Source organism: Amycolatopsis sp. NPDC004079 (assembly GCF_040610415.1).
GTDB lineage: Bacteria > Actinomycetota > Actinomycetes > Mycobacteriales > Pseudonocardiaceae > Amycolatopsis > Amycolatopsis halotolerans.
On record NZ_JBEXMH010000014.1, the window covers coordinates 125,365 to 152,004 of the forward strand.

Annotated in this window: 23 protein-coding genes; 16 read left to right on the forward strand and 7 right to left on the reverse strand. The window is 67.9% G+C overall.

What is annotated here, in order from left to right:
* The first annotated feature begins 1 nt into the window (after position 1).
* Genes ABZX37_RS17450 through ABZX37_RS17465 form a run of 4 tightly spaced genes read left to right on the forward strand, consistent with a single transcriptional unit; the run spans position 2 to position 4,247 of the window.
* Complete coding sequence (locus ABZX37_RS17450) at positions 2-1,231, forward strand: MCE family protein (RefSeq protein WP_354740583.1); 1,230 nt, start codon at positions 2-4, stop codon at positions 1,229-1,231.
* The gene (locus tag ABZX37_RS17455; RefSeq protein WP_354740585.1) at positions 1,231-2,493 is read left to right on the forward strand and encodes an MlaD family protein; all 1,263 of its coding nucleotides are present in this window, start codon (positions 1,231-1,233) and stop codon (positions 2,491-2,493) included. The genes ABZX37_RS17450 and ABZX37_RS17455 overlap by 1 nt, the downstream gene beginning before the upstream one ends.
* 36 nt (positions 2,494-2,529) lie before the next feature.
* Positions 2,530-3,138 carry a hypothetical protein gene (locus tag ABZX37_RS17460; protein WP_354740587.1) on the forward strand — a complete coding sequence of 203 codons (609 nt, stop codon included), beginning with the start codon at positions 2,530-2,532 and terminating at the stop codon, positions 3,136-3,138.
* A 26-nt stretch (positions 3,139-3,164) separates the two neighbouring features.
* Positions 3,165-4,247, forward strand: coding sequence for a hypothetical protein (locus ABZX37_RS17465; protein WP_354740589.1), 1,083 nt, complete (start codon positions 3,165-3,167; stop codon positions 4,245-4,247).
* 101 nt (positions 4,248-4,348) lie between these two features.
* Here the strand turns inward: ABZX37_RS17465 and aroQ are convergent, their stop codons facing one another.
* Positions 4,349-4,795, reverse strand: a complete 447-nt coding sequence (gene aroQ / locus ABZX37_RS17470; RefSeq protein WP_354740591.1) for a gamma subclass chorismate mutase AroQ — start codon at positions 4,793-4,795, stop codon at positions 4,349-4,351.
* On the opposite strand from aroQ, the gene ABZX37_RS17475 reads away from it, so the two are divergent.
* The 4 genes from ABZX37_RS17475 (at position 4,794) to ABZX37_RS17490 (ending at position 14,437) form a co-directional block, all read left to right on the forward strand.
* Positions 4,794-5,315 carry an ADP-ribosylglycohydrolase family protein gene (locus ABZX37_RS17475; protein WP_354740593.1) on the forward strand — a complete coding sequence of 174 codons (522 nt, stop codon included), beginning with the start codon at positions 4,794-4,796 and terminating at the stop codon, positions 5,313-5,315. The two genes, aroQ and ABZX37_RS17475, sit on opposite strands and share 2 nt — an antisense overlap.
* Before the next feature lie 848 nt (positions 5,316-6,163).
* Entirely contained in the window at positions 6,164-9,667 is a 3,504-nt protein-coding gene (locus ABZX37_RS17480) for a DNA-directed RNA polymerase subunit beta (protein ID WP_354740595.1), read from the forward strand.
* Positions 9,668-9,757: 90 nt separating this feature from the next.
* Positions 9,758-13,669, forward strand: coding sequence for a DNA-directed RNA polymerase subunit beta' (locus ABZX37_RS17485; RefSeq protein WP_354740597.1), 3,912 nt, complete (start codon positions 9,758-9,760; stop codon positions 13,667-13,669).
* A gap of 129 nt (positions 13,670-13,798) precedes the next feature.
* On the forward strand, positions 13,799-14,437 hold the full coding sequence (locus tag ABZX37_RS17490; RefSeq protein WP_354740599.1) for a zinc ribbon domain-containing protein: 639 nt from the start codon (positions 13,799-13,801) through the stop codon (positions 14,435-14,437).
* 438 nt (positions 14,438-14,875) lie between these two features.
* Here the strand turns inward: ABZX37_RS17490 and ABZX37_RS17495 are convergent, their stop codons facing one another.
* The 5 genes from ABZX37_RS17495 to ABZX37_RS17515 are packed head-to-tail and all read right to left on the reverse strand — an operon-like array spanning position 14,876 to position 18,469.
* Positions 14,876-15,388, reverse strand: coding sequence for a hypothetical protein (locus ABZX37_RS17495; protein ID WP_354740601.1), 513 nt, complete (start codon positions 15,386-15,388; stop codon positions 14,876-14,878).
* On the reverse strand, positions 15,385-16,380 hold the full coding sequence (locus ABZX37_RS17500; protein WP_354740603.1) for a hypothetical protein: 996 nt from the start codon (positions 16,378-16,380) through the stop codon (positions 15,385-15,387). The genes ABZX37_RS17495 and ABZX37_RS17500 overlap by 4 nt, the downstream gene beginning before the upstream one ends.
* Positions 16,381-16,384: 4 nt before the next feature.
* Entirely contained in the window at positions 16,385-17,542 is a 1,158-nt protein-coding gene (locus ABZX37_RS17505; protein ID WP_354740605.1) for a hypothetical protein, read from the reverse strand.
* Positions 17,543-17,555: 13 nt separating this feature from the next.
* Entirely contained in the window at positions 17,556-17,891 is a 336-nt protein-coding gene (locus ABZX37_RS17510) for a type VII secretion target (RefSeq protein WP_344270069.1), read from the reverse strand.
* Complete coding sequence (locus ABZX37_RS17515; protein WP_354740607.1) at positions 17,888-18,469, reverse strand: YbaB/EbfC family nucleoid-associated protein; 582 nt, start codon at positions 18,467-18,469, stop codon at positions 17,888-17,890. The genes ABZX37_RS17510 and ABZX37_RS17515 overlap by 4 nt, the downstream gene beginning before the upstream one ends.
* 630 nt (positions 18,470-19,099) lie before the next feature.
* Here ABZX37_RS17515 and ABZX37_RS17520 point away from each other — a divergent pair.
* The 5 genes from ABZX37_RS17520 (at position 19,100) to ABZX37_RS17540 (ending at position 24,082) form a co-directional block, all read left to right on the forward strand.
* Complete coding sequence (locus ABZX37_RS17520; RefSeq protein ID WP_354740609.1) at positions 19,100-20,962, forward strand: hypothetical protein; 1,863 nt, start codon at positions 19,100-19,102, stop codon at positions 20,960-20,962.
* Positions 20,963-21,062: 100 nt separating this feature from the next.
* Entirely contained in the window at positions 21,063-22,823 is a 1,761-nt protein-coding gene (locus ABZX37_RS17525; RefSeq protein ID WP_354740611.1) for a hypothetical protein, read from the forward strand.
* A gap of 40 nt (positions 22,824-22,863) precedes the next feature.
* On the forward strand, positions 22,864-23,268 hold the full coding sequence (locus tag ABZX37_RS17530) for a hypothetical protein (protein ID WP_354740613.1): 405 nt from the start codon (positions 22,864-22,866) through the stop codon (positions 23,266-23,268).
* An 18-nt stretch (positions 23,269-23,286) separates the two neighbouring features.
* A complete protein-coding gene (locus ABZX37_RS17535; RefSeq protein ID WP_354740615.1) occupies positions 23,287-23,520 on the forward strand; it encodes a hypothetical protein in 234 nt (77 codons plus the stop codon).
* Positions 23,521-23,590: 70 nt separating this feature from the next.
* Positions 23,591-24,082 (forward strand): MmpS family transport accessory protein, encoded by a 492-nt coding sequence (locus ABZX37_RS17540; protein WP_354740617.1) that lies wholly within the window; start codon positions 23,591-23,593, stop codon positions 24,080-24,082.
* Here the strand turns inward: ABZX37_RS17540 and ABZX37_RS17545 are convergent.
* Positions 24,075-24,554, reverse strand: a complete 480-nt coding sequence (locus ABZX37_RS17545; protein ID WP_354740619.1) for a GNAT family N-acetyltransferase — start codon at positions 24,552-24,554, stop codon at positions 24,075-24,077. The genes ABZX37_RS17540 and ABZX37_RS17545 overlap by 8 nt on opposite strands.
* An 83-nt stretch (positions 24,555-24,637) precedes the next feature.
* Between ABZX37_RS17545 and ABZX37_RS17550 the strand changes: the two genes are divergently transcribed.
* From ABZX37_RS17550 to rpsG, 3 genes are all read left to right on the forward strand, one after another.
* Complete coding sequence (locus tag ABZX37_RS17550; protein WP_101436018.1) at positions 24,638-24,790, forward strand: hypothetical protein; 153 nt, start codon at positions 24,638-24,640, stop codon at positions 24,788-24,790.
* Positions 24,791-25,739: 949 nt separating this feature from the next.
* Positions 25,740-26,114: a 30S ribosomal protein S12 gene (gene rpsL, locus ABZX37_RS17555; RefSeq protein ID WP_003102113.1), complete on the forward strand. Its 375-nt coding sequence runs from the start codon at positions 25,740-25,742 to the stop codon at positions 26,112-26,114.
* On the forward strand, positions 26,114-26,584 hold the full coding sequence (rpsG, locus tag ABZX37_RS17560; protein WP_007031033.1) for a 30S ribosomal protein S7: 471 nt from the start codon (positions 26,114-26,116) through the stop codon (positions 26,582-26,584). The genes rpsL and rpsG overlap by 1 nt, the downstream gene beginning before the upstream one ends.
* Positions 26,585-26,640 lie beyond the last annotated feature (56 nt).

Consider the following 26,640-nt stretch of genomic DNA (forward strand, 5'->3'; position numbering starts at 1 on the left):
CGTGAAGCGACTGACGAAGTTCGCCGCGGGCGGGGCGCTCACCACGGTGACCGCGCTCGTGCTGAGCGGCTGCGCGTTCAACGGCGTCTACGACGTCCCGCTGCCCGGCGGGGCCGACCTCGGCAGCCATCCGTACACGCTGAAGATCCAGTTCAAGGACGTGCTCGACCTCGTTCCGCAGTCCGGGGTGAAGGTCAACGAGGTGCCGGTCGGGCAGGTCAAGGCGATCGGGCTGACGCCGGACGGCTGGCACGCCGAGGTGACCGTCGAGGTCAACGGCGACGTGAAGCTGCCCGCCAACGCGATGGCCAACGTGAAGCAGTCGAGCCTGCTCGGCGAGAAGTACGTGGAACTGGCCTCGCCGGGCGGCACCGAGGCGACCGGGCAGCTGGCGAACGGGGCGACCATCCCGCTCGCGCGCACCGGCCGCGACGTCCAGGTCGAGGAGGTGCTCGGCGCGCTGTCCCTGCTGCTCAACGGCGGCGGCGTGGAGCAGCTCAACACGATCACCAAGGAGCTCAACAACGCCACCGCCGGCCGCGAGCCGGACATCAAGGCGCTGCTGTCCAACGCGAACGAGCTGGTGACGAACCTCGACAACCAGTCGGCCAACATCACCCGCGCGCTTGACGGCCTCAACCGGCTGTCGATGACCCTGCGGGACCAGAAGGACAAGCTGGTCGGCGCGGTCGACAACCTCGGGCCCGGGCTCGGGGTGCTGGAGCAGCAGCGCGGCCAGCTGGTGACCATGCTGAACGCGCTCAACAACCTCTCCGGCGTCGCGACCGACACGGTGAACAAGAGCAAGGCGGACCTGGTGGCCGACCTGAAGGCGCTCACGCCGACGCTGCAGAAGCTCGGCGAGGCGGGCAGCGACCTGCCGAAGGCGCTGGAGATCCTGCTGACCTATCCGTTCACCGACCAGGCCTACAACGACGTCAAGGGCGACTACTTCAACCTGTTCGCCAAGGTCGACCTGAACCTGAAGAACGTCATCGACAACCTCGGCCGCAGCAGGCAGAACGGGCTCAACGGCCTGGTCCCGGTTCCCGGGCTGACCGGCGGCGTCGAGGGCACGCCGTCGAACCAGCCGCCGCCGCTGTCGTTCCCGGGCAGCCAGCCCGCGCCGCAGCAGCAGGCTCCGTCCTCGACCGGCGGCCAGGGCGGCGGGCAGCCGTCGCAGGGCGGGTTGTCCGGCCTGTTCGGGGTGCTTTCCGGAGGTGCTGGCTGATGTTGCTGCGCAGGACGAAAATCCAGCTGGTGCTGTTCGCGATCATCTCGGTCGTGGCCATCGTGTACGCGCTGATCCGCTTCGCCGGCCTCGGCACGGTGTTCGGCAGCAGCGGCTACACGGTGAAGCTGCAGCTCAACGAATCCGGCGGGATCTTCACCAACGCCGAGGTGACCTACCGCGGCTTCAACGTCGGCCGCGTCGGGCAGTTGCGGCTGACCCAGACCGGCCTCGAAGCCGACCTGAACATCGACCCGTCGGCCCCGCGCGTGCCGTCCGACCTCGACGCGGTGATCGCCAACCGGTCCGCGGTCGGCGAGCAGTACGTCGACCTGCGGCCGAAGAACGACCAGGGCCCCTACCTCGCGGGCGGTTCGGTGATCCCGGCCGCGCGCACGACGACTCCGGTCAGCACCGACCGGCTGCTCGGCGACCTCGACTCGCTGTCGGCCTCGGTGCCCACCGACGCGCTGCGGAAGGTCGTCGACGAGTCCTACGACGCGTTCCGCGGCACCGGCGGCGACCTGCAGCAGCTGCTCGACACCGCGCGCAGCTTCACCACCACCGCGCAGCAGTACCTGCCGCAGACCGTGCAGTTGCTGCAGGCCGGCGGCAAGGTGCTGGACACGCAGAACGACGAGGCGTCGAACTTCGCGTCCTTCTCCAAGAGCCTCAACCAGCTCAGCGGGACGCTCAAGAACTCCGACGGCGACCTGCGCAAGCTGATCGGCGTCACCCCGCAGGTGGCGACCCAAATCAGCCAGGTGGTCAAGGACACCGGGCCCGGCCTCGGCGCGCTGACCGCGAACCTGCTGACGACGGCCAACCTGACCGTGACCCGGCTGGACGGCCTCGAACAGGGCCTGGTGACGTATCCGGCACTGGCGGCCGCCGCGCCGTCGGTGGCCCCCGGCGACGGGACCGCGCACCTCGGCCTGGTGCTGAACCTGTTCAACCCGCCGTCGTGCACGAAGGGCTACGTGCCCTACAGCCAGTACCGTCCGGGCTCGGACACCTCGTACCGCCCGGAGGACGACAAGGCCTACTGTGCCGAGCCGAAGGGGAGCCCGATCAACGTCCGGGGTTCCCAGAACGCGCCCTACAACGGCGTGCCGGTGCAACCGTCCCAGCAGGACATCGCGGCCAACCAGAACCGGCCCGCGCAGCAGTTGCAGGAGCAGCGCGACGCGCAGGTGCCCGGTGTCGTCGGCAGCCCCGGGGTCTCGCTGAACAGCATGGGCTCGCTGCTGGGACTCGGCTGACCGGGATTTGATGACTGTTACCTACTCTGGAGTGTTATGAGTGCCGAGCACGCGGTCGCCGAGGAAGAGGTGACCGCTGATACGCCCGAACCGGCTTCGGCCGGTGCGGCGCAGGAAAAGTGGACGCTTCCCGGATCGCCGCGCGTCTGGCTGCTCGGGTCCGGGGCGTTCGCCCTCGCCGCGCTGGTGGTGGCGATCGTGTTCGGGATCATGTGGCTGGTCGCGGAGATGGACGGCGACCGGGACCTCGCCTCGGCGCGCGACGACGTGCTCAAGGACGGTTCCGCCGCGGTGCTGGCCTACACCCAGGTCGACTACCAGCACCTCGACGACTACTTCGCCAAGCAGAAGTCGGTCTCCAGCGACGACATGGCCAAGCAGATCGCGCAGGCCCAGCCGAACTACTCGAAGGCGCTGACCGACCAGAAGGTCAAGGTCACCACCACGATCCAGGACATCGCGGTCGAGGAGCTCAACGACCACGACGGCAAGGCCAGCTTCCTGGCCGCGATCAGCACGGACACCTCGGCGGGCGGCAAGAACGCCACCAAGGCGCTGCGGCTCGAGGTCCAGATGACCCGGGTCGGCAGCGACTGGAAGCTGTCCGGGATCGACCAAGTGCCGCTCGTCGCCGCCGGCCAGTAGCTTCACCCGCAGATCGGAGTTCCGCAGTGCCCCCCTCCCGTCGCCAGCCACCGCGCAGCAGCAGCACGCCACCGGCTCGCAAGCCGAAGGTCGCCGGGCTGCGCAAGCCGTCGGACCCGGCGGCGCCGGCGGCCTCGCCCAAGCCGCGCCCCCGGCCGCGGCCGCTTCCCGACGCGGATCCGGCCGAGGTGACCCAGGAGCTGCGGATCCCCCGCGGCGGGCTGGTGCGCCCGGCCGAGCCTGAGTCTGTTGATGCCGAGCCCGTGGAGACCGAGGTCGCCGAGACCGCGCCCGCGGTCGAGGAAGACACCGTCGAAGCCGCTGAGCCGGAAGCCGAGGTCTCCGAGGTTTCCGGCGTCAGCAAGGAAGCCCCGGCCGAAGAGGTCGACGCGCTGACCGGCGAGACGGTCGACGAGGAACGACCGAGCCCTCGGCGGAAGAAGCGGGACACCGGTTCGGCGAAGCCCTCCGACGTCGAGGAAGCCGAGACCAAGGCACGGGCCGAGGACGACTCGGTCCCGGCTCAGCGGTCCGCGGTCAGCCGTAACACGGTGCGGGTCGCGCTGCTGCTGGTGGTCGCCCTCGCGCTGGTCGCCGCGGCGGTCATCTTCCAGGTCAAGGGCTCGGACGCGGCCGATTCGACGAGCAACCGCGCGGTGCTCGACGTGGCGAAGACAGCGCAGGTGAAGGACCAGGTCTCGAAGGCGATCGAGACGCTGTTCTCCTACGACTTCAACAACATCAAGAAGACCGAGGACGCGGCCAACCAGCTGCTCGCGACCGACCAGGTCAAGACGAGCTACAACGCGCTGATGGGCCAGGTCAAGAAGCTCGCGCCGCAGCAGAAGGTGGTCGTGACCTGCAAGGTCACCCGCAGCGCGGTGATCCGGCTGAACGGCGACCTCGCCCGGGTGATGCTGTTCATCGACCAGACGTCGACGCGCGCGGACACGAAGCAGACCGCGGCCGGCACGGCGCAGATGCACGTGGACGCCCAGCTGCAGGGCGACACCTGGAAGATCACCGACATGGACACCTACAAGGCCGCCGGACCGGCCGCTGGCGCGCCGGCATCGTCCGCGCCCGCTTCGGCTCCGCCGTCGAAGTAGACAGTCCCCAGCAGACGTCACGGCCCGCTCCCGGAACTTCTGGGGGCGGGCCGTTGTCGTGTCTCGTGATTGCTTATCCCGGTTCTAACCGGGACCAGCACTCACGAGCGCCGCTGAGCGAGCGTCCGGAAAGCCGCCCGGAGCGGCTCCTGTTTCAGCTCGTCCGGCGTTTCCGGCGGTGTGAGGGGTTCGGAGCCGGTCGCGGCCAGCCGGTCCAGCAGAGCGACTGTGAGGCCGTCCAGCTCGGCGCGCAGCACAGACAGGTCAGGGCCGCCGGTCGGCCGGTCTCCGGGATGCTCGGTCCACTGCTCGAAGAGCCGGCGCTGGACCTGCTTGCTCGCGGCGATCTGGTCGGAGAGAAACCCCGCGGCGAGGTCCGGGTCGAGGCCGATTTCGCGGGCCAGGTTCCGGACGCGGGCCAGCTCGCGTTGCTCGCGGACGGGATCGTCGACCGCCCGCCCGGCCCCGAACTTCGCAGCGGCGACCTGCTCGCTGATCGCCAGCCTGCGCAAGACCAGCGCGGGAAGCGAGCCGGCGATTTCCGTCATGCACACTCCTGGCGAATCTCGTGGCCGATTCGTCAATTTACTCCGTAACCGGCAGGGAAATGGCGACCCTGACGCGCATGCCCGGCCACTGCCGGATGGGGCCTGGCTGTGGACGGACGACACCGAGATGGCCTGCTCGCTGTGCACCGTCCTGCGCCGCTACGGCCAGGTCGACCAGGACGCGCTCGCCGCGCATTACGACACGGATCGCGGCTACGCGAGTCCCGTAGGGTTCAATCCCGCGGCTGTTTCGGCTGATACGGGGCGAAGCTGTCGTCGAGACCGATCGCGAAGTTGTCGCCAGGCCGCTGACGAGGCGGCTCGCCGCCTTCACGCGCCCGCCGTTCGTCTCCGCGCCGGAGGGCCTCCTTCAACGCCGCTTGCTGCCGAAGGACCAGGTCCCGGTCTTCCGGGGAGAGATCGTCCAGGTTGGTCTCGTACCTCGCCCGCAGTTCCTCATTGGTCAACGGTCGGTTCTCGGTCATTTCCGCACCTTTCTCCGCCGCGTCGGAACTGGTGAACACGGGCGCTCGGACCTCGCGTCGACGCGGTAGCGATCGAGGAAGTCGCCCATGTCCCCACACTGGTCGTGGATGCCAAGGACCACCTGTCCGCGGAGCGCGGGAAGCGACGCGTCGGGTTCCGGCATCGTGCGCACCTCCGGGAGTTCGGCCCCGCCCAGTTGATCACCGGGACCGCGCCGTTGCCAACCGCTCCCTCCCGCCGCGCGCAACCCCTGCCCGGGGGACCTGGAATCCGGGTTCGAGCTGCCCGAAGTTCCCCTATTCCGCTCTGCCGCTCAGCGCACGACCGCTCGCGGAATGTGATCCATCCCGCGCCCGCCGCGCCGCGCGGAAAATGGCCGTCGCGCGTGCGTGCGGGCCGCCGACCTGCGTCGCGGCCGGGCCGACCTGCGCGGCGGTCCGCGGGTACCCGGCGGTAACCTCGGTGGCCGCCGGATCGGTCACCCTGCGCTGTCCCGCTTCGACGCTGCGCCAACCGGCGGGACCGCCGCGCGGCATCTTGACTCCAAAGCCGCGTGGGTTCACGCTTACTGCCAACGGTCACGGCCGGGGAACGCGAACCTTGCGGGAGGGGCGCGAAAACCCGGGCGAACCGGGAGCCAGAGGACGCAGTGAGGCTCAGGGAGACGCACTGCCCCAAGGTGACGCGATGCAGGCTGGGCCCCGTCGGGAGTGCCCCCTGGACAGACCGCGTCATGGGGGCTAGACTGCTTCTTTGCGCTGCCCTCTTTCAGGCTGCCCGGAGCCGGTAGTTAGGATAGTGGGCACACGGCACCCCTGACAGTCCGCGACAGCTGTTGCCATCGCGGCTGCTCACCGCTCATTGTCCCCGGAAGGACGCATCTTGGCAGTCTCTCCCGCGAACCAGGCCACTGCTGCGACCACCTCGGCTGAATCCCGCGCGCAGGCCACGGGAATCCCCGGAGCGCCCAAGCGGGTCTCCTTCGCGAAGATCCGCGAGCCACTCTCCACCCCGAACCTGCTTGACGTCCAGATCCAGTCGTTCCAGTGGTTCACCGGCAACGAGGCGTGGTTCGAGCGCCGCGTCAACGAAGGCGAAGAGAACCCGGTCGGCGGTCTGGAAGAAGTCCTCAACGAGATCTCTCCGATCGAGGACTTCTCGGGCTCGATGTCCCTCTCCTTCTCCGCCCCGCGCTTCGACGAGGTCAAGGCCTCGATCGAGGAGTGCAAGGACAAGGACATGACGTACGCGGCCCCGCTGTTCGTCACCGCCGAGTTCGTCAACAACAACACTGGCGAGATCAAGAGCCAGACGGTCTTCCTGGGCGACTTCCCGGTGATGACCGACAAGGGCACCTTCATCATCAACGGGACCGAGCGGGTCGTCGTGTCCCAGCTGGTGCGTTCTCCGGGTGTGTACTTCGACAGCAGTGTCGACAAGACGACCGACAAGGATGTCTTCAGTGTGCGCGTGATCCCGAGCCGCGGCGCGTGGCTCGAGTTCGACGTGGACAAGCGCGACACCGTCGGCGTCCGCATCGACCGCAAGCGCCGCCAGCCGGTCACCGTGCTGCTGAAGGCGCTCGGCTGGTCCACCGAGGCGATCCGCGAGCGCTTCTCGTTCTCCGAGACGCTGCTGGCCACCCTCGAGAAGGACCACACCGCGGGCACCGACGAGGCGCTGCTCGACATCTACCGCAAGCTGCGCCCGGGCGAACCGCCCACGAAGGAGAGCGCGCAGACGCTGCTGGAGAACCTGTTCTTCAAGCCGAAGCGCTACGACCTGGCCAAGGTCGGCCGCTACAAGGTCAACAAGAAGCTCGGTCTCGACTCGACCTACGACACCGGCACGCTGACCGAAGAGGACATCGTCTCGGCCATCGAGTACCTGGTCCGGCTGCACGCCGGCGAGGACAAGATGACCAGCTCCGCCGGCGTCGAGGTGCCGGTCGAGACCGACGACATCGACCACTTCGGCAACCGCCGCCTGCGCACCGTCGGCGAGCTGATCCAGAACCAGATCCGGGTCGGCCTCTCCCGCACCGAGCGCGTCGTGCGCGAGCGCATGACCACGCAGGACGTCGAGGCGATCACGCCGCAGACCCTGATCAACATCCGCCCGATCGGCGCGGCGATCAAGGAGTTCTTCGGCACCTCGCAGCTGTCGCAGTTCATGGACCAGAACAACCCGCTGTCGGGCCTGACGCACAAGCGTCGTCTTTCGGCCCTCGGCCCGGGCGGTCTGTCCCGTGAGCGCGCCGGCATGGAGGTCCGCGACGTCCACCCGTCGCACTACGGCCGGATGTGCCCGATCGAGACGCCGGAAGGCCCGAACATCGGCCTGATCGGCTCGCTCTGCTCCTACGCGCGGGTCAACCCGTTCGGCTTCATCGAGACGCCGTACCGCAAGGTCGTCGAGGGCCAGGTCACCGACCAGGTCGACTACCTGACCGCGGACGAGGAAGACCGCTACGTCAAGGCGCAGGCCAACGCGCCGCTGACCGACGACGGGCACTTCGAAGAGGACAAGGTCCTCGGTCGCCGCAAGGGCGGCGAGGTCGAGCTGATCGACCCGCTCGAGATCGACTACATGGACGTGTCGCCGCGGCAGATGGTCTCCGTCGCCACCGCGATGATCCCGTTCCTGGAGCACGACGACGCGAACCGCGCGCTGATGGGCGCGAACATGCAGCGTCAGGCGGTGCCGCTGCTGCGCAACCAGGCTCCGTACGTGGGCACCGGCGTGGAGCTGCGCGCCGCGGTCGACGCCGGGGACGTCCTGGTCGCCGAGCAGGCCGGCGTGGTCGAGGAGCTGTCCGCGGACATCATCACGATCATGCACGACGACGGCACGCGGAAGAGCTACGGACTGTACAAGTTCCGCCGCTCCAACCACGGCACGTGCTTCAACCACCGGCCGATCGTCAACGAGGGAGACCGGGTCGAGCAGGGCCAGGTCATCGCCGACGGCCCGTCCACCGAGAACGGTGAGATGGCGCTCGGCAAGAACCTCCTCGTCGCGGTCATGCCGTGGGAGGGCCACAACTACGAGGACGCGATCATCCTCTCCGAGCGCCTGGTGCAGGACGACGTGCTGACGTCGATCCACATCGAGGAGCACGAGATCGACGCCCGCGACACCAAGCTGGGCGCCGAGGAGATCACCCGGGACATCCCGAACGTTTCCGAGGAGGTCCTGGCCGACCTCGACGAGCGCGGCATCATCCGCATCGGGGCCGAGGTCCGCGACGGCGACATCCTGGTCGGCAAGGTCACGCCGAAGGGCGAGACCGAGCTGACGCCGGAAGAGCGCCTGCTGCGCGCGATCTTCGGCGAGAAGGCCCGCGAAGTCCGCGACACCTCGCTGAAGGTGCCGCACGGCGAGACCGGCAAGGTCATCGGCATCCGGGTGTTCTCCCGCGAGGACGACGACGAGCTGCCCCCGGGCGTCAACGAGCTGGTCCGCGTCTACGTGGCCCAGAAGCGCAAGATCCAGCCGGGCGACAAGCTCGCCGGCCGGCACGGCAACAAGGGTGTCATCGGCAAGATCCTGCCGGTCGAGGACATGCCGTTCATGGAGGACGGCTCCCCGGTCGACATCATCCTGAACACCCACGGTGTTCCGCGACGGATGAACATCGGCCAGATCCTCGAGCTGCACCTCGGCTGGCTGGCCTCGCAGGGCTGGACGATCGAGGGCAACCCGGACTGGGCGAAGAACCTGTCCGAGGAGCTCTACGACGTCGCGCCGAACACGAACACCGCCACCCCGGTGTTCGACGGCGCGAAGGAAGAGGAGCTCACCGGGCTGCTCGGGGCGACCAAGCCGAACCGCGACGGCGAGCGCATGGTCAAGGAGAACGGCAAGGCCACGCTGTTCGACGGCCGCTCCGGCGAGCCGTACCCGTACCCGGTGTCGGTCGGCTACATGTACATCCTGAAGCTGCACCACCTGGTCGACGACAAGATCCACGCCCGCTCCACCGGCCCGTACTCGATGATCACCCAGCAGCCGCTCGGTGGTAAGGCGCAGTTCGGCGGCCAGCGCTTCGGCGAGATGGAGTGCTGGGCGATGCAGGCCTACGGCGCGGCTTACACGCTGCAGGAACTGCTCACGATCAAGTCGGACGACGTGGTCGGCCGCGTCAAGGTGTACGAGGCGATCGTGAAGGGGGAGAACATCCCCGAGCCGGGCATCCCGGAGTCGTTCAAGGTGCTCCTCAAGGAGCTCCAGTCGCTGTGCCTCAACGTCGAGGTGCTCTCCAGCGACGGCGCGGCGATCGAGATGCGCGACTCCGACGACGAGGACCTCGAGCGCGCGGCGGCGAACCTCGGCATCAACCTGTCCCGCAACGAGTCGCCCTCGGTGGACGACGTCGTGCACTGATTCGGTGTCGAGCCGGGATCTGCCTCCCGCGGATCCCGGCTCCACCGCCGACCCCTCCTCTAGCCGAATCAACCCCAAGGGGATCTAGACGTGCTGGACGTCAATTTCTTCGATGAGCTCCGCATCGGTCTCGCGACCGCCGACGACATCCGTCAGTGGTCCTTCGGCGAGGTCAAGAAGCCGGAGACCATCAACTACCGGACCCTCAAGCCGGAGAAGGACGGGCTCTTCTGCGAGAAGATCTTCGGTCCGACCCGGGACTGGGAGTGCTACTGCGGCAAGTACAAGCGCGTCCGGTTCAAGGGCATCATCTGCGAGCGCTGCGGCGTCGAGGTCACTCGCGCCAAGGTGCGCCGTGAGCGGATGGGCCACATCGAGCTGGCCGCGCCGGTCACCCACATCTGGTACTTCAAGGGCGTTCCGTCGCGCTTGGGCTACCTGCTGGACCTGGCGCCCAAGGACCTCGAGAAGATCATCTACTTCGCGGCTTACGTCATCACCGGCGTGAACACCGAGCTGCGGCACAACGACCTGCCGACCCTCGAGAACGAGATCGGCGTCGAGCGCAAGAACCTCGAGACGAAGCGCGACTCCGACATCGAGGCCCGCGCGCAGAAGCTGGAAGCCGACCTGGCCGAGCTGGAGGCGGAGGGCGCGAAGTCCGACGTGCGCCGCAAGGTCAAGGAGGGCGGCGAGCGCGAGATGCGCCAGCTGCGCGACCGCGCCGGCCGCGAGCTGGACCGTCTCGAGGAGGTCTGGACGACCTTCACGAAGCTCGAGCCGCGTCAGCTGATCGCCGACGAGCTGCTCTACCGCGAGCTGATCGACCGGTACGGCGAGTACTTCACCGGCGGCATGGGCGCCGAGGCGATCCAGAAGCTGGCGACCGAGTTCGACGTCGCCGCGGAGGCAGACAGCCTGCGCGACACCATCCGCAACGGCAAGGGGCAGAAGAAGCTCCGCGCGCTGAAGCGGCTCAAGGTCGTCGCCGCGTTCCAGGCGACCGGCAACGACCCGCGCGGCATGGTGCTCGACGCCGTCCCGGTCATCCCGCCGGACCTGCGCCCGATGGTGCAGCTCGACGGTGGCCGCTTCGCCACGTCGGACCTGAACGACCTGTACCGCCGCGTGATCAACCGCAACAACCGGTTGAAGCGGCTGATCGACCTCGGCGCGCCCGAGATCATCGTCAACAACGAGAAGCGGATGCTGCAGGAGGCCGTCGACGCGCTGTTCGACAACGGCCGCCGCGGGCGTCCGGTCACCGGCCCGGGCAACCGGCCGCTGAAGTCGCTGTCCGACCTGCTCAAGGGCAAGCAGGGCCGGTTCCGGCAGAACCTGCTCGGCAAGCGTGTTGACTACTCGGGCCGTTCGGTCATCATCGTCGGCCCGCAGCTGAAGCTGCACCAGTGCGGTCTGCCGAAGGACATGGCGCTCGAGCTGTTCAAGCCGTTCGTCATGAAGCGGCTGGTCGACCTGAACCACGCGCAGAACATCAAGTCCGCCAAGCGGATGGTGGAGCGCTCGCGGCCGCAGGTGTGGGACGTGCTCGAAGAGGTCATCACCGGCCACCCGGTGATGCTGAACCGTGCGCCGACCCTGCACCGGCTGGGCATCCAGGCCTTCGAACCGCAGCTGGTCGAGGGCAAGGCCATCCAGCTGCACCCGCTGGTCTGCGAAGCGTTCAACGCGGACTTCGACGGCGACCAGATGGCGGTGCACCTGCCGCTGTCGGCTGAGGCACAGGCCGAGGCCCGGATCCTGATGCTGTCGGCGAACAACATCCTGTCGCCGGCCTCGGGCCGTCCGCTCGCCATGCCGCGACTGGACATGGTCACCGGTCTGTTCCACCTGACCCGGCTGAACGAGAACGCCGAGGGCGCGGGCAACGCGTACTCCTCGCCCGCCGAGGCGATCATGGCGTTCGACCGCAAGGCGCTGAGCCTGCACGCCCCGGTCAAGATCCGCGTCACCGACCGTCAGCCGGCGAAGGCCGACGAGGCGCGTCTCGCGGAGGCGGGCTGGGAGCCGGGCAAGGCGTGGCTGGCCGAGACGACGCTGGGCCGCGTGCTGTTCAACGACCTGCTGCCGGCGGACTACCCGTTCATCAACGAGCCGATGCCGAAGAAGCGGCAGGCGGCCATCGTGAACGACCTCGCCGAGCGGTACTCGATGACGCAGGTCGCGCAGACGCTGGACAAGCTCAAGGACGCCGGTTTCTACTGGGCGACCCGCTCGGGCGTCACGGTCGCGATCTCGGACGTGCTGACCCCGGTCGGCAAGAAGGCCATTCTCGACGAGTACGAGGGCAAGGCCGACCAGGTCGAGAAGCGCTACCAGCGCGGTCAGCTGTCCCACGCCGAGCGCAACAACGAGCTCGTCAAGGTGTGGACGCAGGCGACCGAAGAGGTCCACAAGATCATGGAGACGGCGCTGCCGGACGACAACCCGATCGCCATGATCGTGAAGTCGGGCGCGGCGGGCAACATGACGCAGGTCCGTTCGCTGGCCGGTATGCGTGGTCTGGTGTCGAACCCGAAGGGCGAGTACATCCCGCGCCCGATCAAGGCGAACTTCCGCGAAGGCCTGTCGGTGGCGGAGTACTTCATCGCCACGCACGGCGCCCGGAAGGGCCTGGCGGACACGGCGCTGCGTACCGCCGACTCGGGTTACCTGACCCGTCGTCTGGTGGACGTTTCGCAGGACGTCATCGTCCGCGAGGTCGACTGCGGCACCACGCGCGGCATCATGATGCCGATCGGCGAGGACCTCGGCGACGGCAAGGTCGTGCGCGACCAGCACGTCGAGACCTCGGTGTACGCGCGGAACCTCGCGACGGACGCGGTGGACGCCAAGGGCAACGTCGTGCTGAACGCGGGCGACGACATCGGCGACCCGGCGCTGGACAAGCTCATCTCCAGCGGCATCACCAAGGTGAAGGTCCGCTCGGTGCTGACCTGCGAGTCGGCGGTCGGCGTGTGCGCGACCTGCTACGGCCGTTCGATGGCGACGGGCGAGCTCGTCGACGTCGGCGAGGCGGTCGGCATTGTCGCCGCCCAGTCGATCGGTGAGCCGGGCACGCAGCTGACGATGCGTACCTTCCACCAGGGTGGTGTCGCCGGTGACGACATCACGACCGGTCTGCCCCGTGTTACCGAGCTTTTCGAGGCTCGGGTGCCGAAGGGCAAGGCTCCGATCGCGGACGTGGACGGCCGCGTGCGGATCGAGGAGAGCGAGCGGTTCTGGAAGATCACCCTGATCCCGGACGACGGGTCGGAGGAGATCGTCTTCGACAAGCTGTCCAAGCGGCAGCGGCTCGCGAACACCCCGAACGGCCCGCTGGGCGACGGCGACCACGTCAACGTCGGCCAGCAGCTGCTCGAGGGCACGCCGGACCCGCACGAGGTCCTGCGCGTCATGGGCCCGCGCGAAGCGCAGATGCACCTCACGGACGAGGTCCAGAAGGTGTACCGGGCGCAGGGTGTGTCGATCCACGACAAGCACATCGAGGTCATCGTGCGGCAGATGCTGCGCCGCGTGACGATCATCGACTCCGGTGCCACGGACTTCCTGCCGGGCGAACTGCCCGAGCGGACGAAGTTCGAGGCGACGAACCGCGCCTCGGTCGCCGAGGGCGGCGAGCCGGCTTCGGGCCGTCCGGTGCTGATGGGCATCACGAAGGCGTCGCTGACCACGGACTCGTGGCTGTCGGCGGCCTCGTTCCAGGAGACCACGCGAGTCCTGACCGACGCGGCCATCAACGGCCGCTCGGACAAGCTCGTGGGCCTCAAGGAGAACGTCATCATCGGTAAGCTCATCCCGGCCGGTACGGGCATCAACAAGTACCGGAACATCCAGGTGCAGCCGACCGAGGAGGCGCGGGTCGCGGCGTACGCGATCCCGTCCTACGACGACGGTTACTACACCCCGGACGTGTTCGGTTCGGGCACGGGTGCCGCGGTTCCGCTGGACGACTACGACTTCGGTCGCGACTTCCGCTGAACCACGCGTAGCTGAACGAAAAGCCCCCGGTCCTCGTGACCGGGGGCTTTTTCGTCGCGCTGCGTAGCCGGTCCGGAGACGGTACTTGTACGGTCGTGGGTCTTCTCCGGTTGGCTTAGATTCGCGCGCGTGGCTGATGTCGTGCCGTTCACGGACAACTTCTCGGATCTCTCCAATGCCCAGGGCTACCAGTTCGAGTTCCACTGCGAGCGCTGCGGAAACGGGTACCGCTCCGCGTTCCAGCGGGACACGATGGAGACCGGGCGCAGCATGCTGCGCGCGGTGGGCTCGTTCTTCGGCGGGACGCTGCAGCAGCTGAGCAGCTCCGCGGACCAGTGGAAATACGACCGCGCGACGAACTCGCCGGCGAAGGACCGCGCGCTGACCGCGGCGGTCGAGGAGATCACCCCGCGCTTCCGGCAGTGTCGCGGCTGCAGCGACTGGATGTGCGCGGATCAGTGCTGGAACGAGGAAATCGGCCAGTGCCTGCGATGCTCGCCCATCGTGGCCGAGGAGATTTCGCGCGCACAGGCGGCGGCGCAGCGCGACCAGATCTGGGACCAGGCGCGCGAGAAGAACTGGACCAAGGACCTGGATCTGGGCACCCGCGCGAAACTCACCTGCCCGGACTGCGGGCTGAAGGTGAACGGCGGGAAGTTCTGCACGGGGTGCGGGAGTTCACTGGCCCCGACTGTCCATTGTGGAGAGTGCGGGAAGGAATCCAAGGCGGGGGCGGTGTTCTGCGCGGATTGCGGACACCGGCTCTGAGGTCAGACCTTGGCGAGGGCTTCGCGCCGCTTCTTCACCTGGGGCGGGAAGCTCGCTCTTGTTCCAGTCAGCGGTGATCTCGCGGGTGCTGCCGTCCTGCTCGTAGGTACCCTCGATCTTGGCTTGATCCTCAGTGCGGGACAGGTCGCCGCTGGTGGTCACGCAATGCCGGGTCCCGCCCTCGCTGACCCGGGTAGCCGTTTGCTTGCACCTGTGGAGCCAGCCTCGTTAGCACGGAGACGTCGCTGACCACGGACTCGTGGCTGTCGGCGGCCTCGTTCCAGGAGACCATTGCATCCCGGACGTGTTCGGTTCGGGCATCGCTGCCGCGGTTCCGCTGGACGACTACGACTTCGGTCGCGACTTCTGCTTAACCTCGCGTAGCTGAGCGAAAAGCCCCCCCGTCGGGACTCCCGGCGAGGGCTTTCGCGTTGGTGGCTAAACAGTTGCGAGAGTCTTGCGCATCTTGCGGACCCGCCGGGGCGGGCGGGCCAGGTACGTGCGCTTTGCGAGGCACAGGCCCGGAATGAGCCAGACCAAGGCAATCAGCAAATCGATCGAGGCGGACGACGGCCAGTCAGCCTGGTAGGCGATGTCTCCCCACAACGGTCCCAACGAGACCTCGACTGTGTCGCCCCTCCGGGGCAGATCACCGACCCATCCGATGGTGATCTGACGAGTGGTGCCGTCCTGGCTGACCGTCCCTTGCACACTGGGCTGTTCGGTGATGCACCGGTAATTGCCGGCGGCGCTGAAGCAATGCTGGGTGCCGCCCTCACTCATCGTGGTGACCGTGAGCTGGACGTGGGAAGCCAGCCCGGTCATCGCTGCTGACGCGTTGACCGCGGGACCGATCCCGATGGCCAGCAGACCGAGCGCGAGCAACGACCGCATGGTCAGCGAAATCGACGTCACCGGTTGCCGGCCGGCGGCTTCGCGGCGGCGGTTCACCGGCGTGCGGATGAAGCCGCCGCGCTTGCCGAACCAGGCGTCGTAACTCGTGTCGGACCGTGTGACGACGCCATGGAAATCCGGTCTCCGCCCCATACTTCCCACACCGGCGCCGGAACGACGGCCGCCAGCATCGCGAGGCGGCGGGAGTTGCCGAACATCCGGTCCTCGGTGAGGCCGCCGGCGTCCGTAGTCCACAAAGCGTTTCCGTAGAACGCCACTTGATGGACGCGGAACCACGGGTCATTCATGATCATTTCGCGGCATTCGCCGGTGAGCACCGCCGCGGCGAACTCCGGGTCCGACGTATAGACGGAGAACCGGCGGTCGAACTCGGGGTCGACCTTGAAACTGTGCAGCGTCGTATCCGGCCTTAGCCAGCCGAACTGGTTGCGGACGATCCGGGCATCCTCGAGCGGGGTGAAGAAGTCCGGCTCGAACGCCTGCGTGTTCGGCGAGATCGTGAGGGCTGGCACCTCAGGGACGCGAACTTCGACGACCGCGCTGATCGAATCGAGCTCTTCGGACACTTTTCCGAGTTGTTCGAACGTCTCGTTCCGGAATGGCGATTGGGTGGAGTACTCCATGCCGAGCAGGCGGTGGCCTTGGTGCGTGAACTCGACAGTGGTTCGCCGAGGCCAGGGATCGGGATGGTCAAGTGCCACCGCGCGGCCGTTGTGCGGCAGGAAACCGAAGGTCGGTTCTCCGGCCGAATCGAGACGTTTGATCCAGCTTCGTTGATGCCAGCCCCGCCACGAGATCAACGCCGTGACGACGAGCGGGAAGGCGATCCATCCGAACAGCGGGATCGCACTGGCCGTGCTGGCTGACAGCCAATAGAGGCTCGTCAGCGAAAACGCGATCCCGGAGAACGCATAGCAGACTGCGGCCCTGGTCGAACGGCGCTCCTCGAGCCAGTTCGCGAGCCACATCAGGCCGAAGGAGAGCGCGTAACCACCGACGACGAGCCAGGGACCGAGCAGATCCGCCATCCGCTTACTGTCCCATGTCGAGATCTTCGCGCGTTTCCTCGGAGCTTTGGCCGTTCCCGGGATGCTCGCGCTTGAGCTGGTCGACCGTCTTGTTCGCCCCCTTGTAGGCGGCCTTGCCGGTGTACGCCGAGCCCTTCGACAGGTCGCCAGGGGTGATCCCGGTCGTCTCTTTGACGGTTTCGTCGAAGAACTTGCGCGGCACGCTCGTGAACACGTCTTTCGCCGCCTGCCCGTACGCGGCACCCTGTGCGTTCAGGCCCTTAGCCAATGCGCCGGTGAGCGCCTTCTCCTCGCCGGGAGTCATGCCGACCTTGCCCGCCTTGGTGAGTTTCGAACCCTGCTTGACCAGATCGTCGCTCCACTTCATCAGGAAGCCCATGAACTTGTCGAGCAGCTTGCCGAGCCTGCCGAGATGCTTGGTGATTTTGCCGAGTGCGCTCGCCGCCTTCGCGACCGATGCCGCCATCGCCCCCGCGACCGACGAGCCGAAGCTCACGATCGAAGCGGCCAGTGCCGGCAGCCAGATGTAGATGAGCCAGCTGACCAGCTCCGAAATGATGGCCTTGATGACCTCTTCGATGACGGTCATGACCATCGACCACATCTGCAGCGTGTCGGCGACCGCGCCGGCGGCGGAGCCGATGCCCTCGATGCCCTGTGCGAACTCGGCCAGTGCCTTCTTGGCCGCCCCGCCTCCCTCGCCTTCCCAATCCTTGAGCGCTTCGTCCCCGACCTGGACGAACTCCTCGGCCAGGGTGACGAAGCCCTTGCCGATCGTGACGAAGTTGCCGGAGGCCGTCTTGAGCACGGGGCCGTCCCCAGTCGCCATGTGCAGCCCGTCCTGGAGGGGCTGGATCAGCTCGAGGAGCATGTTGAGGCCGTTGCTGACCAGCCAGCCGACCGGGTCGAGCGCGAAGCTGGCCATGTCCAAGGTCGCGCCTGCCACGAAGCCCGCGCCGTCCTGCAACAACTGCCCGCTCGCCGCGGCGACATCGCCGACGTCCTTCGCGGAGCCGAATTTCTTGTAGGCGTTCTCGATCGTTTCGGCGCCCTTGCCGACAACCGGCGCCTTCTTGACGGTGTCGCCGACATTCTTCAGGAAGCTGTCGTCGTAGCCTTTGAGGTTGTTCTTGACGCCGTCCGCGACGCTGTCCTGCCCCATGCTTCCCCCTTGCTCAGAGCGGTCCGTCGATGTCGGCCTTGAACTTGCCGAAGGTCATCACGGTGTCCTTTTCATGGCCGTCGTAGATGCTCGCGGCTTGATTGAGCTTGCCCTGGAACGCGCCGACCCCGGTCTTCATCAGCTCCAGCAACTGCTTGAGCTCGTCGAGCTTGCTCGTATAGGTCTGCTTGACCGCCAGCCCGATCAATCCCCACGACCGGTCGGTGACGTCGGCCTGGTTCACGAGGTCGCCGAACTTGGCCGCTTCTCCCGTGTAGTGATCGAGGCCGGTGGCGTACTTCGTGATCGCGGCGGTGTCGACCTTGTGGCCGCCGTTCGTCGGGCTCATCGGTGCCCCTCCTCGTCGTCGAACAAGTTCTGGAGGAACTGGTCGCCCGACGAGCCGGAGGGCGGCGCCGACGGAGGTGCCTGAGCCGTCCGCCCGTCGTCGCGAAGCAGATCGTTGTTCGCGAAGTCCTCGTCGTCCCGGGCCGGTGCTGCCTGCCGCGGCTGCTCCTCCGGCAGATTGGACTCCAGTTCTTCGACAGTGGTTCCCAAACCAGCTGCCTGGGCTTCCAGGACCTGATCGGACACGTTCAACCCGAAGGCCGTGCCCACGTGCTCGTCGACGATCCCGGCCTGCTTGCGAGCGGATTCGGCCACGGCCTTGTGCAGGGTTGCCAGAATCGAGGTCGCCAGCTGGTCGGGCTGCTGCCGGAGCGCGTCCGGGGTGAGCCGGAGGTCTTTGATCGATCCGCTGGGGCCCGCGACGACGGTGACCGCCCGGTCCGGCGACATCACTTCGGCCTCGAGCGCGCTCAGCTCCTCCTGCATGTCGCCGACTTTCGCGAACTGCGCTTCGGCCTGCTTGAGCTTCGTCTGGAACTTGTCGAACTCCGCGACGAGTCGTTCCATCTCTGCCGACACCGGCGCTCACCCCTTCCCCTGGTCCCTCACCTGATGTGCGGATTATGCCGCTTCTGTCAGATTCGCGCCGCAGGGTCAGCGAATCCGGCATGGGTGATTCATCGTGGGGTCGGGGCGAAAGTTCCCGGCATTTGATCACGAAAAGGTAACGAACATATCGGGCGAACAGCCCCACCCCGGACGCCGAAGCGGCGAACATACTTTGGGCCGAACGGAGCATCGCAGGTCAGCGCCGCGACCTCGGCCGGTCGCGGGGCGAGGGGCGGGCAACTCGGCCCATCTCGTGGGATATTCACTCCTTCGGTCGACGTTCCCACGATTGATCACCGCATTGACAGTGGGTGCGGTTCGCCAGAGTATTTCGCGCATGTCCTTTCCGGTTGCCCTGGTGTGGCGTCTGCACGTGGATCTGCGCCAGCAGGCCAGCGCGCTGTGTAGGGATTCCTGACCTTTTCTCCCGGCCGCGTCCGGCTGGCTGATTTCTCTTTCCCCGCAACGGGTTTCTCTGACCCGAGGGGATGAACGCTTTCTCTGTTCGGCGTGGGTTTCGCGCGGGTTTCGTGCTGCCCTCAGAACGGGGAAAGAAGTGCCTTCGCGGGCGCTTCACGGGAACACAAACAGGGAGACACCATGCGATTCAGCTCCTCCTCGGGCGCCCCGCCCCGATGGCGGAAAGCGCTGACCGTCGCCGGCGCGGTCGCGCTCGCGATCGGTGCGGTGACCTACACCGGGTCCACCACCAGCGCTTACGCCGACGTTCAGGTGGTCACCGACGCCAAAACCGCGTCCGACGGCAAGCAGTACTGGGTGCAGAACCACCTGGTCAGCAAAGACCTTGCCGCGCAAGCGCGTTCCGCCGACGGCACGCCGAAGAAGTGGCTGCTGGTCTGGGCAGGCGACGAGAACATCGCCGACACCGCGGTGAAGGACGTCAAGAACCTGCCGGGTTCGCTCGGCGGCGGCCTCGGCAAAGTCAAGAATGCCTTGCCCGGTCCCGATTTCCTCGCGGTGATCGACGCGACGCAGGGCTCGCCGACGTACGGCAAGGTGGTGAACACCGCGACCGTCGGGCCGCTTGTCGAGAACGAGCCGCACCACATGCAGTACGTGTGGCACAAGGGCGACACGATCTACGCCGGCGCGTTGTTCGCCGCGGCGACGTACGCGTTCGACGTCAGTGCGTTGCCACAGCTCAAACTTAAGGGCATCAGCCTGCCGACGCAGACGCTCGGCGGTTCCGTGCCCGACGCGTACTGGGTGTTGAAGGACGGCACCGCGTACGGCACGTACATGGGTGGTCCGGTCGTGCCCGGTCCGTACGCGTACCAGGACGGTTCCACGCAGATCGGCAACGGTTTCGCCGGCAGCCCGGGCGAGGTCGTGCACTTCGACCAGAACGCGCAGGTGCTGTCGCAGAATCCGGCGGCGACCCCGCAGGGCGACAACGCGAAGCTGTGCGACAACCTGCCACAGCTGGGCAAACCGTCCTGCGCGAACCCGCACGGCGTCCAGGCGCGCGAGGATCTCAACACCCTCGTCACCAGTGACTACGCCGAACCGCGCAACATCATTCTCGACCCGGTGAAGCAGCCGTCGCCGTATCTGCGCCGGCCGACGATCCGCACCTGGGACATCTCCGACCGCAATCACCCGAAGCTGAAGGCGGTGTCCTACCTGCAAGACGGGCCGCGGGCGAACCCGGCGGACCCGCTGCACTCGGAAAGCCGCGCGGTCATGGAGACCACGGTGACGAACAAGCCCGGCCACAAGGGCGCGTTCGCCGAGACGATGCAAGGCGGCGCGATCTTCTACACGCCGGACATCACGGCGAAGGATCCGCACTGGATCGAGGTGTTCGACGACGGCACCGCGGGCAAGCCGATCTACTCGCAGAACGACTCCAACGGCGCCAGCTCCAACGGCGGCTGGCTGCAGACCAGCCCGGACGACCGGTTCCTCTACCACGCGGTGCAGGGCAGGCAGAAGGGCGCGCTCGGCCCGGACGACCCCGGCACCACCGGCGGCGTGTACGTGCTCGACATCCAGAAGCTGGTCGCGGCCGGCGACAAGGTCGAGGACATCAAGGGTCGCGTCGACACCAAGGAGAAGGCGCAGCAGGGCGGCGGGGGAGACCTGCCGACCGTCGTCGGCTCCGCGCCGATCAACCCGGGCGTGCCCGGGGCCGGCCCGCACTGGGGCGCGTACGACAACTTCGCGCTCGGCCAGGACGGTCTCTACCACGAAACCGAACAGCCGCAGCACATCGCGGTGTCGAACTACTTCGTCGCCCGGTCCGGTTTGGACGGTGACCACAAGGTCAACCTGCTGAACCTGTCGCCGGACGGGAAGGTCGTGGTCGATCAGAACTTCCGCGACGAGTTCACCGGGCAGGTCGGCCTCAACTTCAACCGGAAGTCGTGGCCGCACGGGGACTTCGGCAACGCCAAGCCGCACTCCGAGCTGTTCGTGGTCGCAGACCAGAACGTGAAGTAACTCCCGCTGGCCGCGTGCCGTGAAGGACTCCTTGAGGGAATCAGATTCCCTCAAGGGGCCCTTCACGGACCGGCTCCGAGGACAAGTCCGGAAGGTCTCCATGGATCACCACGTCACTCCGGTCGCCACCGGATCGTCCGGTGTGGACAGTGCCGCGCTGGTGCTGCGGCTGATATTGCTGCTGGCGACGGCATTCCTCGCCGGTACCGGGATTCTGCGCCCGCTCGTCGGTCCGCTGCCGCGCAAGCTGTGGATCACCACCGGCGCGCTGGGTGTCGGGTCGGCGGTGCTGGCCGCGGTGTCGGCGGCGACGGTCGACGTCAACCTCGTCGCGCTGATCGTCCACGTCGTGCTCGCGCTGGCGGTGCCGGTGCTGCTGCGGTGGCCCTCGGCCGGTCGATGGGCTTCGCTCGCGCTGGTCGTGCTCGTGGTGCTGGAAACCTCCGTCGATGGTTCGGGTATCTCCTTCGCCATCGACACTGTGTACGTCGCGGCGGCCGCGCTGTGGTTCGGCGTGACGCTGCTGTCGGCTTGGGTGCCGGTGGAGCAGTGGCGGTCGACGCCGTTGCGCGTCGGTCCGCTTTCGGTGAGTCTCGCCGGACTGCTGACGCTCGCGGGGGTCGTGCAACTCGGCGTCTCCGGGGTTGCTTTCGACCGACGGTTGTACGAAACGCTCTTCGGCGTCTCGCTGATCGTGGTGGTCCTGCTTCCCGCAGCAGTGACCGTGGTGTCGGCGATCTTGTTGTCTCGCAACGCTTCCATTCGTGGCTATCGCTATGGCGTTGCCGGGGTCGCGCTCGGTTTCGTCGCGTGGAGTGCGCTCGCCGCGGTGCCGCATCCAGCGCCGTTGCCGGTGCCCGGAGTGCCGGTCCTGGCCGACGCGACGGTCGGCGGCGCGACCGTGCCGGTGCTGGTCAGCCCGCACCGGCCCGGGCGCAATCTCGTGCACTTCCCTTCGAGCGCGGGTACGGACCTGTCCGCTGGCGTCGAGGGCGGGATCGTGACCACCGCGGCCGCGCGTCCCGGCGCGGAAGGCAGCTGGGCTGAGGTCGAACTTCCGGCCGGACGCAGCACTCTCGTGGTGCATAAGGGCGATGCGACCGCCGCGGTCGACGTCGACGCGGGTACTGAGACGGGCCCGGCGGTTTCGGACGCCGACGCGCCGGAATGCGCGGAAGCCGCGCTCGGCGGTCTGGTGGCGCAGAAACGCGACGTGCTCACCAGTTGCCCGGCAGAAGCGTTGTCGCCGGAGGACCGCGGTTCGCTGGTGAAGCTGGTCGAGTTCCTCGCCTCGCGGAAGCCGTCGGCGATCACGCTGGTCGAAGACAAGTCGCCGCGTGGCGTGCAGGCCGCGCAGCTCGTCCGAGACACCGCTGCGCGCGTCGGTCTGCCGGTGCGCCCGGACGCGGCGGCGGACACCGCGCTGGTGGTCGTCTCCGGCTGGAGCGACGGGTACCTCGCGATGAGCCGCGCCGCCGAGTCGCAACGGCTCAAACCGACTCACCAGTTCGGCCTGTACCTCGCTCCGTGGCTGCTCAACGGACCCATTGTCAACACCGTGGCCAGCGCGGCCATGCCGCTGCGCTTCGACCCGCGCGACCAGCTCGCGGTGAGCTACGCGGTGGCCGTCGGCAACAGCTTCGGCGGGGAAAGCCCGTCGCTAGGCGGTTTCCGGACCTGGCTCGGTCCACAGTGGACATCCGTGAACGGCGAGGTGCAGCTGTTCGCGGCTGCGCAGGTCAACGCGATGCCGATGTACCCCAACGAACCGCACGCGCCCGGCATGCAGGCCGCGCGCGACTACGCCGGGCAGTGGATCCCCGACGGAACCATCGTCCCGATCAGCGGCGCGCTCCGCTGACCACCGTTCCCCGAAAAACCCCGAAGAAAGGAAAACCCTGATGAAACGCATTGCCGCCCGGATCCTGCTGCCGCTCGCCGCGGCCGGGGCGTTCGCCGGATTCGCCGGGGGAGCGGCCGACGCCGCCACCCCGGAGACGTCCGCTCAGCCCGCTGGATTGCCTTCGCTGCCGACCGGCGGCCTTCCCTCGCTGCCGACCGGCGGCTTGCCCACGCTCCCGACGGGCGGCCTCCCGTCCCTCCCGACGGGCGGACTGCCGTCGCTGCCTTCCGTGCCGAACCTGCCCGCCCCGGGCCTGCCCGGCGTCCCGGGAGCACCGACCGGCGGCGGCCCGTCGGTCTGGGTCGTCCCCGGCCTCGACGCGGGCAGCCTCCTCGGCCCGACCACCCAAGCCCCGGCCCAGCTCCTCGCGCCGGTGTTCAACGCCATCACCGCCGTTTCCTGACCACAGAAGGAGAAAGCCATGAAGAAGACCGTCATCCGAGCCTTGGCCGCCACCGCACTCGCCGGAGCCGCGGTGCTCGGCGCCGCCGCGCCCGCGCTGGCCGCGACCCAGGACCAGCCCGGTGTCACCGTCGTCGACGAGCCGGACACGTCGAACCTGAACAACATCTGGACGTTCGCGCCGCTGGGCGTCCCGGCGCTGGGCCTGATCCAGTCGCTGAACGGCGTCCCCGGCCGGATCCTGCCCGGCTGACCCTGTCTCCGCCGGTGGTTCCCCCCGTCCCCGGGAGCCACCGGCGGATCCCGGCGAAAGAACGAGGAACATGGACAGACAGCTGATCGGCAGGCTCGCGATCGCGGCCATCGCGGTGGCCGCCGTCGCCGCGACCGTAGTAATCCTCGGCACCGGCGACGACCCAGCGCCCGCTCCGGCCGCGATATCCGTGCCGACCACCGAAGTGCCGCAGCGCGCCCCAGACCGCACCGTCACCCGCACTCTGGCCCCCACGACGTCCACCGCACCGGCCGCGCCCGCGCCGTCCAGTTGGCAGATCACCTACGAACTCACGGGCTCCGGCACCGCCACCGTGGTCTACGACGACAACGGCCTCGGCCTGGTGCACCAGGAGCTGTCGGTGCCGTTGCCGTGGAGCAAGACCCTGACCTGGCCGAAGACCGCCGTCGCGCCGACTGTGCAGCTGATGGGCCAGTCGAGCGGCGCGGTCGAATGCCGGATCTCGGTGAACGGCGTGCTGGCGCGGTCCGCGAAAGCCACCGGCGGCGACGTGGTCAACTGCGCGGGACGGCTCAGCTGAGGTCCTTGGAGAACCAGTGCTCGGCGTACTGGTCGTTGTTGAACGCCTCGACCTCCGCGTAGCCCATCGACGCGTAGAGCGCGCGTGCTTCGACCAGGTCGTCGCGGGTGTCCAGCCGCATCCGGGTCGAGCCCAGCCGCTTCGCCGCTTCTTCAGCCGCCGCGACGATGACCTTGCCGCCGCCGTGTCCGCGATGCTCCGGGCGCACGTACACCTTCGTCAACGCGCTCAGCCCGGGCCCGACCATCCGCACCCCGATGCAACCGGCGGGCTTCCCCTCGCGATAAGCCACAAGGAACGCCCCGGTCGGCGCTGCGAGGCCGTCGCTGGGCTCATCGGCCAGCGCCGCGTCCACTTCCGCAGGCGTCGCGGGGCGGCCGTGATACCGCGACGCCAGCTCGTCCATGTATTCGCGCAGGATTGCCGCGGAGTCGGGGTGTTCGGCCGGGAATTCGCTGATCTTCCAGTCCACGTCCCTCATCTTGGGGAGTCCGTCCACCGATTTCCCCGGCAGGTACCGTGCAGACCGGCAGGGGAACCGAACGAGGAGGCGACATGGACGGCAGCGAGAACGTCGACCAGCCGGGGGACAAGAAGACCGGCGGCAGCCATGCCGCGCCGGAGGGGGCTGGAGTGCACCCGCTGATCGATCTGTCGCGCGACCCCAACCCGGGCAAGCCCGACCACGCGAAGCCCGACGAGGACTGACCCGCGGCCCGGCCCGGCGGGTGCACACCGCCGGGCCGGGTTTCGCGATTCCGCCCCGGTGAGGTGATTGTCACCCCGGGACGCGGGTCCATTGTGGAACAGCCGGCGGCTCTTCTCCTTGCCGCCGAAGAATTTCTCTCGCGTTCTTAACGCCGCCGCCAGTCTCGGCGCAGCACCCGGGCGAACCGCCCTGATGGGCTTTCTCGGCACCGGGGCGCGGTGTCGGTGGTGCGCAGGGGTCTTGCGCGAAGCCGAAGGTACGTGAGGGGAACCCTGAGGGAATCAGAGTTCCTCAGGGTTCCCCTCACGGCCCTTTCTCGGCAACGGAGCCACGCCCGTATCGCCAGGCTGTGCTCCGCGTCCCCTGGCCAGCACGGCACAACGAACCCGCCACACACCGCGCCGCTGAGAACACCCCAATGTGGCATTGGGTGCATCTGACGCACCGAACGCCACATTGGGTGCGCTGAACGCACCGAACGCCACATTGGGGCGCGGGAAGCCGCGAGGCCCGGCGCGCGTCCATTCGCTGGGCGTCCCGTCCCGGCATGCGAGCCGAGTGCCCTCTGACCGCGGGAACCCGCTCCGGAATAGCGTCCCGGAGCCCGGCGTTCTGCATCTCGGGAAGTCCCGCGCGGCGCCGTCTCAAGGCCCCGATCTGGGGTTACGATGACCGGTCGGCGACCGTAGCGACCCCCCGCCCGGACCGCTCCGCGAGTGGACGGGTATCTTTGGAGACCGTGCCCGGCAGGCGTCGGGCCGCTCCGCGTGCCGTTGGGCATGAGCGGGGTGCTTTTGCACCCGGTTCACCAGCCTCGCCACGTGGGGTTCCGACGGAAAATCCCTCCGGGAAGTTACCGGTCGAGAGACCGTGACGCGGGCCGACACGCCCGACCGCGGGGACCGGTGAAGACACGAAGAAGCAAGATCACGACAGGAAGCTGGTCCATTGCCCACGATCCAGCAGCTGGTCCGCAAGGGCCGCCAGGACAAGGCTGCCAAGCAGAAGACCGCGGCCCTCAAGGGGAGCCCGCAGCGTCGTGGCGTGTGCACCCGCGTGTACACCACGACTCCCAAGAAGCCGAACTCGGCCTTGCGCAAGGTTGCTCGTGTGAAGCTGACCAGCGGTATCGAGGTCACCGCGTACATCCCGGGTGAAGGCCACAACCTCCAGGAGCACTCGATGGTGCTCGTGCGCGGCGGCCGGGTTAAGGACCTGCCGGGTGTTCGCTACAAGATCATCCGCGGTTCGCTCGACACCCAGGGTGTGAAGAACCGTAAGCAGGCGCGCAGCCGGTACGGCGCGAAGAAGGAGAAGAGCTAATGCCTCGCAAGGGTCCGGCGCCGAAGCGGCCGCTGATCTCCGACCCCGTCTACGCCTCCCCGCTGGTCACCCAGCTGGTGAACAAGGTGCTGAAGGACGGCAAGCGGTCCCTGGCCGAGCGCATTGTCTACGGCGCTCTCGAAGGCGCTCGCGAGAAGACGGGCACCGACCCGGTCGTCACGCTGAAGCGCGCGCTCGACAACGTGAAGCCCACCATCGAGGTGAAGAGCCGCCGCGTCGGTGGCGCCACCTACCAGGTGCCGATCGAGGTCAAGCCCGGTCGTTCCACCACGCTGGCGCTGCGCTGGCTGGTGTCGTTCTCGCAGGCCCGCCGCGAGAAGACGATGATCGAGCGGCTGCAGAACGAGCTGCTGGACGCGAGCAACGGCCTTGGCGCCAGCGTCAAGCGCCGCGAAGACACGCACAAGATGGCCGAGTCGAACAAGGCCTTCGCGCACTACCGCTGGTGATGACCGCCCGGCTGCCGATAGAAGCCATGCCGGGCCCCACGTTCGAGACAGGGGAA

Excerpts from the sequence above, each read along its gene's own strand:
- ABZX37_RS17520 (WP_354740609.1), top strand. The coding sequence starts at position 19,100 with ATGCGATTCAGCTCCTCCTCGGGCGCCCCGCCCCGATGGCGGAAAGCG.
- ABZX37_RS17540 (WP_354740617.1), top strand. The coding sequence starts at position 23,591 with ATGGACAGACAGCTGATCGGCAGGCTCGCGATCGCGGCCATCGCGGTG.
- ABZX37_RS17535 (WP_354740615.1), top strand. The coding sequence starts at position 23,287 with ATGAAGAAGACCGTCATCCGAGCCTTGGCCGCCACCGCACTCGCCGGA.
- ABZX37_RS17455 (WP_354740585.1), top strand. The coding sequence starts at position 1,231 with ATGTTGCTGCGCAGGACGAAAATCCAGCTGGTGCTGTTCGCGATCATC.
- ABZX37_RS17500 (WP_354740603.1), bottom strand. The coding sequence starts at position 16,380 with ATGGCGGATCTGCTCGGTCCCTGGCTCGTCGTCGGTGGTTACGCGCTC.
- ABZX37_RS17530 (WP_354740613.1), top strand. The coding sequence starts at position 22,864 with ATGAAACGCATTGCCGCCCGGATCCTGCTGCCGCTCGCCGCGGCCGGG.
- rpsG (WP_007031033.1), top strand. The coding sequence starts at position 26,114 with ATGCCTCGCAAGGGTCCGGCGCCGAAGCGGCCGCTGATCTCCGACCCC.
- ABZX37_RS17510 (WP_344270069.1), bottom strand. The coding sequence starts at position 17,891 with ATGAGCCCGACGAACGGCGGCCACAAGGTCGACACCGCCGCGATCACG.
- ABZX37_RS17460 (WP_354740587.1), top strand. The coding sequence starts at position 2,530 with ATGAGTGCCGAGCACGCGGTCGCCGAGGAAGAGGTGACCGCTGATACG.
- aroQ (WP_354740591.1), bottom strand. The coding sequence starts at position 4,795 with ATGACGGAAATCGCCGGCTCGCTTCCCGCGCTGGTCTTGCGCAGGCTG.
- ABZX37_RS17525 (WP_354740611.1), top strand. The coding sequence starts at position 21,063 with ATGGATCACCACGTCACTCCGGTCGCCACCGGATCGTCCGGTGTGGAC.
- ABZX37_RS17550 (WP_101436018.1), top strand. The coding sequence starts at position 24,638 with ATGGACGGCAGCGAGAACGTCGACCAGCCGGGGGACAAGAAGACCGGC.
- ABZX37_RS17475 (WP_354740593.1), top strand. The coding sequence starts at position 4,794 with ATGCACACTCCTGGCGAATCTCGTGGCCGATTCGTCAATTTACTCCGT.
- ABZX37_RS17505 (WP_354740605.1), bottom strand. The coding sequence starts at position 17,542 with ATGGGGCAGGACAGCGTCGCGGACGGCGTCAAGAACAACCTCAAAGGC.